This window comes from Variovorax sp. MPBD4-3 (assembly GCF_058809745.1).
Genome location: NZ_JBXASW010000112.1, coordinates 1 through 8,884 on the forward strand (window position 1 = coordinate 1; position 8,884 = coordinate 8,884).

At 68.2% G+C, this 8,884-nt stretch carries 7 protein-coding genes; all 7 read right to left on the bottom strand.

Translation table 11 applies throughout. The features are described from left to right. Window positions 1-39: 39 nt before the first annotated feature. On the bottom strand, window positions 40-1,050 hold the full coding sequence (locus AC1RVW_RS30375) for an aldo/keto reductase (RefSeq protein ID WP_493204428.1): 1,011 nt from the start codon (window positions 1,048-1,050) through the stop codon (window positions 40-42). A gap of 99 nt (window positions 1,051-1,149) precedes the next feature. Beyond that, window positions 1,150-2,697: an alkaline phosphatase D family protein gene (locus tag AC1RVW_RS30380; protein ID WP_493204430.1), complete on the bottom strand. Its 1,548-nt coding sequence runs from the start codon at window positions 2,695-2,697 to the stop codon at window positions 1,150-1,152. Window positions 2,698-2,814: 117 nt separating this feature from the next. Continuing rightward, window positions 2,815-4,068, bottom strand: a complete 1,254-nt coding sequence (locus tag AC1RVW_RS30385; RefSeq protein ID WP_081270217.1) for an MFS transporter — start codon at window positions 4,066-4,068, stop codon at window positions 2,815-2,817. 130 nt (window positions 4,069-4,198) lie between these two features. Continuing rightward, a complete protein-coding gene (gene urtE / locus AC1RVW_RS30390; RefSeq protein ID WP_493204432.1) occupies window positions 4,199-4,891 on the bottom strand; it encodes an urea ABC transporter ATP-binding subunit UrtE in 693 nt (230 codons plus the stop codon). A gap of 267 nt (window positions 4,892-5,158) precedes the next feature. Continuing rightward, complete coding sequence (gene urtD / locus AC1RVW_RS30395) at window positions 5,159-6,037, bottom strand: urea ABC transporter ATP-binding protein UrtD (protein ID WP_081270214.1); 879 nt, start codon at window positions 6,035-6,037, stop codon at window positions 5,159-5,161. Beyond that, the gene (urtC, locus tag AC1RVW_RS30400) at window positions 6,034-7,251 is read right to left on the bottom strand and encodes an urea ABC transporter permease subunit UrtC (RefSeq protein WP_493204434.1); all 1,218 of its coding nucleotides are present in this window, start codon (window positions 7,249-7,251) and stop codon (window positions 6,034-6,036) included. Before urtC ends, urtD begins: the two co-directional genes overlap by 4 nt. Further along, the gene (gene urtB / locus AC1RVW_RS30405; RefSeq protein ID WP_493204436.1) at window positions 7,248-8,795 is read right to left on the bottom strand and encodes an urea ABC transporter permease subunit UrtB; all 1,548 of its coding nucleotides are present in this window, start codon (window positions 8,793-8,795) and stop codon (window positions 7,248-7,250) included. The genes urtC and urtB overlap by 4 nt, the downstream gene beginning before the upstream one ends. Window positions 8,796-8,884: the final 89 nt, after the last annotated feature.

Consider the following 8,884-nt stretch of genomic DNA (forward strand, 5'->3'; position numbering starts at 1 on the left):
ATCCCGGCCTTCCCCCAGAGGGGGAAGGAGAAACACCGTTCAGCGCGGTGCGTCGCCTTTGCGGTATTCGGCGGTCAGCTCGTCGAGCTTCTGCTTCAGCGCCGGATCGAGCTTGTATTCGGCGGCCGCCAGCGTCGCATCGAGCTGGTCGGGCCGGCTCGCGCCAAGGAGCGGCGCGGTGATCAGCGGGTTCGCCATGACCCATGCCACGGCCAGCGTGGCCAGCGGCACGCAGGCTTCGTCCGCCAGCTTGTGCAGTTGCGCCACGGTGTTGAAGCTGCGTTCGTTCCAGTAGCGGTCCTGGTACATGTTGCCGGCGGTGCCGAGGGTGAAACGGGTGTTGTCCTCGGGCTTGGCGCCGGCCTTGTACTTGCCGGTGAGCAGGCCGCCGGCCAGCGGGTTGTAGGGAATCACGCCCAGCCCTTCCTCACCCGCCAGCGGCAGCAGCTCGCGTTCGATCTCGCGGAACAGCAGGCTGTAGCGCGGCTGCACCGACACATAGCGCGTGAGCTTGTGCAGCTCGGCCTTGCCCAGCGCGCGGGCCAGCCGGTAGGCCAGGAAGTTCGACACGCCCACGTAGCGCGCGCGGCCCGACTTCACAATGACGTCGAGCGCCTCCAGGCTTTCCTCGAGCGGCGTCTCGCGGTCGTCGCTGTGCAGCTGGTACAGGTCGACGTGGTCGGTCTGCAGCCGCTTGAGCGACGCGTCGATGGCGTCCAGCAGGTGCTTGCGCGACGCGCCCTGGTCCCAGCTGTTGGGGCCGACCTTGCCGACCGCCTTGGTGGCGACCACGAAACGGCGGCGGCCCACCGGCCCCTGCTTCTGCAGCCAGCGGCCGATGATTTCTTCGGTGCGCCCGGTGGTCTCGACGGTGCCGCCGAGCGGGTACACGTCGGCCGTGTCCAGGAAGTTGATGCCGCCCTCGGCCGCCTTGTCGAGGATCTGGTGCGACACGGTCTCGTCGGTCTGCAGGCCGAAGGTCATGGTGCCCAGGGCCAGGCGGGACACGGTAAGGCCGGTGCGGCCGAGACGGGTGGTGGGAATGCTCATGGTGTTCGGTTCTCGCTCAGGGGGAGATGAGAAATGAGGATGGAAGGGGCGGCGGCCATCATAGGCACGGCCGCGCAATCCTGCAGGCGGGTGGCGCTTTCAGGTGCTTTCCGCACGCACGCCGGGCTCACCGCGCTCCACCGAGAAACGGGCCATGGTGCCGACCGGCGAATCTGCCGTCTTCTCGTCTTCCACCGCGCGGAACTCGACCGCGCAGCCGCGCCCGTCGAGCGTCATGAGCGCGTAGCCGCGCCTGTCGGCCCGGCCGTAGCGCAGGTGCGGGTTCTTCGCGAGCATGTTGGCCACGCTGGCGGCGCTCGGCCCTTCGGAGGTGATGGCGCCGCCGACGAATTCGGTCGCGACCAACTGCCCCTGCTGCGCATCGCCCTGGCGCAGGTCGGCGGCCCAGAAGGCGTGCACGTCGCCGCTGGCCACCAGCGCGTTGCCGCCGCGCGCCTTGTGCGCGGCCAGTCCGTCGAGCAGGCGCGCGCGGGCGGCGGCGTAGCCGTCCCAGCCGTCCATCCAGTAGCCGTGATCGGGGCCGCGCTTGCGGTCGGCCTCGGCCAGCAGCGTGGGCTGGGCGATGAGCGTCCAGCGCGCGGGCGGCGCCGCGAGCTCGCGCGCCAGCCATGCTTCCTGCTCGGCGCCGAAGAGGCTGCGCTCCGGCGAAAGGCGATCGGCGCAATCGGCCAGCGGCGAGGCACTGCGCCCGGCCAGGCAGGCGTGGTGCGAGCGGTACTGGCGCCCGTCGGTCAGCAGCACGTTGAGCATGCGGCCGAAGCGGTGGCGGCCGTAGATGGTGGCATCGGCGCCGCGCGGGCGCATGCTGGCGGGCACGGGCATGTGCTCGTACCAGGCCTGGTAGGCGGCAGCGCGGATCGCCAGGAACTGCGCGGGATCGACGGTGCGCGGCGACACGTCGTTCGTGTAGTCGTTGGCCACCTCGTGGTCGTCCCAGGTCACGAGCCAGGGGAAGGCGGCGTGCGCGGCCTGCAGTTGCACATCGGCCTTGTAGAGCGCGTAGCGGTCTCGGAACTGCGCCAGCTGCGTGGGAATGCCGCCCTCGTGCCGCCGCACCTGGTGCGAAGCGCGGGAGCTTTCGTAGATGTAGTCGCCAAGGTGCACGACGAAGTCGAGCGGCTGCGCGGCCATGTCGCGGTAGGCGGCGTAGTAGCCCTGCTCGTAGTGCTGGCAGGAGGCGAAGGCGAAGCGCAGCGGCTGCGAGGCTTCGTCGGAATCGGCGGGCGTGGTGCGCGTACGCCCGGCGGGGCTGCGATCGCCGCCTGCCGTGAAGCGATACCAATACCAGCGGCCCGGCGCAAGGCCGCGCACCTCGACGTGCACCGAGTGCGCGAACTCGGCCGTGGCGGTGGCCGCGCCCTTTGCCACCACGCGCCTGAAGCCCTCGTCGTCGGCGACTTCCCAGCGCACCTCGACCGGTGCATCGCCCATGCCGCCGCCTTGCAGGGGCTCGGGGGCCAGCCGCGTCCAGAGCACGAAGCCATCGGCTGTAGGCGTGCCCGAGGCCACGCCCAGCGTGAACAGCGCCCGCGACGCGGGCTGCGCGTTCAGCCTCGGGAAGGGATGGCCCAGCGAAGTGGCAGCGAGGCCGCTGAAAAGGAGCTGTCGGCGGGAGAATTTCTGCATTGCCGCGCTCTTCTTCATTTGCACGCGGCGGCGTTCACGTTGGCATCGATCATCCCGGCAATGTCGTCCGGTTCGCTCTGCCCTGTCAATCGGCGCGGTCGAGCGGGCGCCGATGGCTCAGCAGGCGATGGCCGCCGGCCGCTGACGCGCGTCGGCGCGGGCGCTGGCAATCGCCCAGCCGAACACGCCCATGCCCGCCAGCGCAAGCAATGCGCCGACCCAGCCGGTGGAAGTCCAGCCCAGCCCGGCCGCAATGGCGACGCCGCCGAGCCATGCACCCAGCGCGTTGGCCATGTTGAAGGCCGAGTGGTTGAGCGCCGCCGCCAGCGTCTGCGCGTCGCCGGCCACGTCCATCAGGCGGATCTGCAGCGCCGGCCCGATGGCCACGGTGGTGCCGATGAGGAACACGTTGATCGACGCGGTCACCATGTTGTGGGCCGCGAAGGTGAACATCGCGAGCACCAGCGCGGCGTAGACCAGCAGGCCGCCGATGGTGCGCATGAGCGACTTGTCGGCCAGCCGCGAGCCCACGAGGTTGCCCATGACCATGCCGAGGCCGAACAGCGCCAGCACGAAGGGCACGCCGCCCAGCGGCATGCCGGCCACTTCGATCAGCGTGGGCTTGATGTAGCTGAACACCGCGAACATGCCGCCGAAGCCGATGGCGCCGATGCCCAGCGTGAACCACACCTGCTTGCGCTTGAGCGCGCCGAGTTCGCGCCACGGGCTTGCGCCGGCGGCCGGGGCCATGTCGGGGATGTCGCGGCGCAGCAGCGCGATGGCCACCAGCGCGATGACGCCGACGAAGACGAAGGCCGCGCGCCAGCCGAAGATCTGGCCCAGCCAGGCCGCGATGGGCACGCCGACCAGCGTGGCGCCGGTAAGCCCCAGCATGACGAGCCCCACGGCTCGCGCGCGGCGCCCCGGTGGCGCGAGCGTGGCGGCCACCAGCGCGGCCACGCCGAAGTAGGTGCCGTGCGGCAGGCCGGCCGCAAAGCGCAGCAGGTTCAGCAGCAGGTAGTTGGGCGCGATGGCGCTGGCGAAGTTGCCGGCCGCGAACACGGCCATGAGCGCGATCAGCAAGGCGCGGCGGCGCCAGCCGGCGGCGAGCACCGCGAGCACCGGCGCGCCGATGACCACGCCGAGCGCATAGGCGCTGATGACGTGGCCGGCCTGCGGAATGCTCACGCCGATGTCCTTGGCGACTTCGGGCAGCAGGCCCATGATGACGAATTCGCCGGTGCCGATGGCGAAGCCGCCGACGCCCAGCGCGAGCACCGCGCGCAGGAAGTTGGCGGGCTTGCCGGAAGGCAGCGAAAAGGAGGAAATGTCGGTGCCCGCGCTTTCCGGCGCGGTTGGGGAGGCGTTCAAGGCCAGGCTCCTGGGAGGTGCCCGGCAGCAGCGGGCAAAGCCCGATTTTAGGGTTAACCCTGAAATCCCGCCGATACGGAATTGCCGAAGACCCTGTACTCGCAAGGCCGCGAGGCCCTGGCAGCAAGGCTCAGATGGCCACCAGCTGCCGCACGCCCTGTGCTTCCATGTCCTTGCCGAGGCCGCGCGCGATGACCTCGCCGCGCTCCATCACGAGGTAGTCGTCGGCCAGTTCCTGGGCGAAGTCGTAGTACTGCTCGCACAGCACGATGGCCATGTCGCCGCGGTCGGCCAGCATGCGGATGACGCGGCCGATGTCCTTGATGATGCTGGGCTGGATGCCTTCGGTGGGCTCGTCGAGGATGAGGAGCCTGGGCTTGGGCGCCAGGGCGCGCGCGATGGCAAGCTGCTGCTGCTGGCCGCCGGAGAGGTCGCCGCCTCTTCGGTTGCTCATCTGCTTGAGCACGGGGAACAGGTCGTACAGCTCCGAGGGGATCGGCGTGCCGCCGCTCTTGTAGGCCAGGCCCATGCGCAGGTTTTCTTCGACGGTGAGCCTCGCGAAGATCTCGCGGCCCTGGGGGACGAAGCCGATGCCGGCCCTGGCCCGGTCGTAGGGGGTAGCCTTGTGGATGGGCTTGCCTTCGAGTTCGATATTGCCGCTCTTGATGGGCACCAGGCCCATGAGCGACTTGAGCAGCGTGGTCTTGCCTACGCCGTTGCGGCCCAGCAGCACGGTGACTTTGCCGAGCTTGGCTTCGAAGCTCACGTCCCGGAGGATGTGGGAGCCGCCGTAGTACTGGTGGATGTTTTTTACTGTCAGCATTTATGGGCTCCTTCTCTGGTTTCTTTTGGGGAGCGCCCGGTACGCGGCACGGCTCTGACCACGGCGACGGGGGCTGTCCCTTTGGGCGGCCGTTGAGGCACCGCCGAGCAGCGCAGCGGCGGGCGGATCAGGGCTCGCAGCTGTCTGAGCGAAGCGAGTTCTGCGAGACCCCGCCCGTCGCGAGCAGCGCAGGGAAGCCCGAAGGGCCGGTGACGTCGGCCGCCCAAAGGGACAGCCCCCGTCGCCGCGCCCTGAACAACAACGGCCTCAGCGCCCAAGATAGACCTCGATGACACGCTCATCGGCCTGCACTTCATCAAGCGTGCCCTGAGCCAGCACCGAGCCGTCGCACAGCACGGTGACGATCTCGGAGATGGTGCGGATGAAGCTCATGTCGTGCTCCACCACCATCAGCGAATGCTTGCCCTTGAGGGTGAGGAACAGCTCGGCGGTGCGCGCCGTCTCTTCGTCGGTCATGCCGGCGACCGGCTCGTCGAGCAGCAGCAGCTTCGGGTCCTGCATCAGCAGCATGCCTATTTCCAGCCACTGCTTCTGGCCGTGGCTCAGGTTGCCGGCCAGGCGCGACACGCTGTCGGCGAGGTGGATGGTCTCCAGCACCTCGGCCAGGCGGTCGCTCTGCGCCGAATCGAGCTTGAACAGCATCGATGCGCGCACGCCCTTGTTCGTCTTGAGCGCGAGTTCGAGGTTCTCGAACACCGTCAGATGCTCGAACACCGTCGGCTTCTGGAACTTGCGGCCGATGCCGAGCTGCGCGATTTCCGCTTCGCGGTGGCGCAGCAGGTCGATAGTGCTGCCGAAGAACACGGTGCCCGAATCGGGCCTCGTCTTGCCGGTGATGATGTCCATCATCGTCGTCTTGCCCGCGCCGTTCGGCCCGATGATGCAGCGCAGCTCGCCCGGCGCGATGTCGAGCGACAGCTTGTTGATGGCCTTGAAGCCGTCGAAGCTCACGCTCACGTCTTCCAGATAGAGGATGCGGCCGTGCGTGACGTCGACCTCGCCCGGCGTGACATGGCGGCCGAAGTCCGCGGTGCGGCCGCCCGACTCCGTGCTGCCGCTCACGTAGTGAATACCGCTGGCGCGTGCGGCGCGCTCGGCGCCGGCTTCCATCAGGTCGGGCGTCATGCGCGTGCTCCCTTCGCGTCGACCGGCAGCGAGGCCAGGGCGTCGGGCTCCACGCCCTGCTCCGCGGCCACGGCGCGCCGTGCTTCCTGCACCGGCTCGCTCAGCGCCTGCTTCTTCTCCCTCGACAACCACTTGCGCACCAACCCCACGATGCCGTTCGGCAGGAACAGCGTGACAGCAATGAACAAGGCACCCAAAAAGTACAGCCAGTATTCCGGGTAGGCCACCGTGAGCCAGCTCTTGGCGCCGTTGACGATGAAGGCGCCGATGATGGGACCGATGAGCGTCGCGCGCCCGCCCACGGCCGCCCAGATGGCGATCTCGATGGAGTTGGCCGCGCTCATCTCGCCCGGGTTGATGATGCCGACCTGCGGCACGTACAGCGCGCCGGCCACGCCGCACATGACGGCGGAGATGACCCAGATCGTGAGCTTGTACGGCAGCGGGTTGTAGCCCGAGAACATCACGCGCGTTTCGGCATCGCGAATGGCCTGCAGCACGCGGCCGAACTTGCTGCCGATGAGCCACTTGGCGAACAGGAAGAAGCCCAGCAGCGTGGCGCCGGTGAGCGCGAACAGCGTCATGCGCATTTCCTGCGTGGCGATCGGAATATTCAGGATGCGCTTGAAGTCGGTGAAGCCGTTGTTGCCGCCGAAGCCCGTCTCGTTGCGGAAGAACAGCAGCATGGCCGCAAACGTCATGGCCTGCGTGATGATCGAGAAGTACACGCCCTTGATGCGCGAACGGAACGCGAAGAAGCCGAACACGAAGGCGATGAGGCCCGGCACCGCGACGATCAGGATCAGCGTGGCGATGAAGCTGTCGCTGAAGGTCCAGTGCCAGGGCAGCGTCTTCCAGTCGAGGAACACCATGAAGTCGGGCAGGTCGCTCTTGTAGTTGCCGTCGCGCCCGATCTGGCGCATGAGGTACATGCCCATCATGTAGCCGCCCAGCGCGAAGAACAGGCCGTGGCCCAGCGACAGGATGCCCGTGTAGCCCCAGATCAGGTCCATGGCCAGCGCACAGATGGCGTAGCACATGATCTTGCCGACCAGCGCCACCGCGTAGTCGCTCATGTGCAGCGGGCTGTCCACCGGCACCCACATGTTGAGAACGGGCGCCACCGCGCACACCACGATGAGTGCGACGAAGAAGGCCGTCCAGCCCTTGCCGCTCAGCAGCGGCCCCTTGGTTGGAAGTACGACCTTGCTCATGCCTCTGCGCTCCGGCCTTTCATTGCGAAGATGCCCTGCGGCCGCTTCTGGATGAAGATGATGATGAAAACGAGCACCGCGATCTTGGCAAGCACCGCGCCCGCCCAGCCCTCGATGAACTTGTTGAGAATGCCCAGCCCCAGCGCCGCATACACGGTGCCCGCGAGCTGGCCGACGCCGCCCATCACGACAACCATGAAGCTGTCGACGATGTAGCTCTGGCCCAGGTCGGGGCCGACGTTGCCGATCTGGCTCAGCGCGCAGCCTGCGAGGCCTGCGATGCCGGAGCCGAGCGCGAAGGCGTAGGTGTCGATGCGCGCGGTGTTCACGCCCATGCACGAGGCGATCGGGCGGTTCTGCGTGACGCCGCGCACGAAGAGCCCCAGTCGCGTCTTGCCGATGAGCCAGCCCATCGCCAGCAACACCAGGGCGGCGAAGATGATGATGCAGATGCGGTTCCACGGCAGCGTGACGTTGCTCAGCATGGTGAAGCCGCCGCTCATCCAGCCGGGGTTCTCGACGCCGACGTTCTGCGCACCGAACAGCGAGCGCACCAGCTGCTGCAGCATCAGGCTGATGCCCCAGGTGGCGAGCAGCGTCTCGAGCGGGCGGCCGTAGAGGAAACGGATCACGCCGCGCTCCAGCACCGCGCCCACCAGCGCCGACGCGAGGAAGGACACGGGAATGGCGGCGACCAGGTACCAGCCGAAGGCCGCCTCCGGCATGTACTTCTGGAAGATGCCCTGCATCACGTAGGTGGCGTAGGCGCCGATCATCATCAGCTCGCCGTGGGCCATGTTGATCACGCCCATCAGCCCGTAGGTGATGGCCAGGCCCAGCGCGGCCAGCAGCAGCACGGAGCCCAGGCTGATGCCGCTGAACACGGCGTTGATGCGGTCGCCCCAGACCAGCGAGCCGTCGATGCTGGCGATGGACGCGACGATGGCGGCCTTGACGTCGGCCTCGGTCTCGTCGGCCAGGCGCTGGTTGAGCAGCAGCTTGGTGTCGGGGTTGCGGTTGTTGCCCAGTTCCTTGGCGGCGGCGAGGCGCCTGGCCTTGTCGGCGCTGGTGAGCATGCTGGCGGCGCGCACCAGTTCGAGCTGCGCCTTGATCTTGGGGTTGGTCTCGGCGGCCAGCGCCTTCTCGACCATGGGCACGCGCGATTCGTCGGGCTCCTTGAAGAGCGCCTGCGCGGCTTCGGCGCGCACGGCGTCGTCCTTGCTGGAGAGCTTGAGCGCGGCCTGCGCGGCATCGAGCGCGCCGCGCATGAGGTTGTTGTTGACGACGTCTTCCGCGGTGTCGGGCACCTTCAGCTCGGCGCCGGTGACGGGGTCGTAGCCCTTGTCGTCCTTCATCACGAAGACCTTGTCCTCGGTGTACTTGACCGCGTCGTCTGACATGGCCTGGATGAAGGCGGCGGTCTTGTCGTCGGCCGTGAGCACGGCCTTGTTGAGCGCGGCGATGCGGGCTTCGGATTCGCCGGAGGCGATGGCCCGGGCTTCGTCGGCGGTCAGCGCGTGGGCGGCCGATGCCATGAGGAGCATGGCGGCGAGTGCGCAGTGAAGGGTTCGTCGAAGCATCATGAAACTGGAAGTTGGGTTGGCCCCCTCCCCTTCAGGGGAGGGTCGGGGTG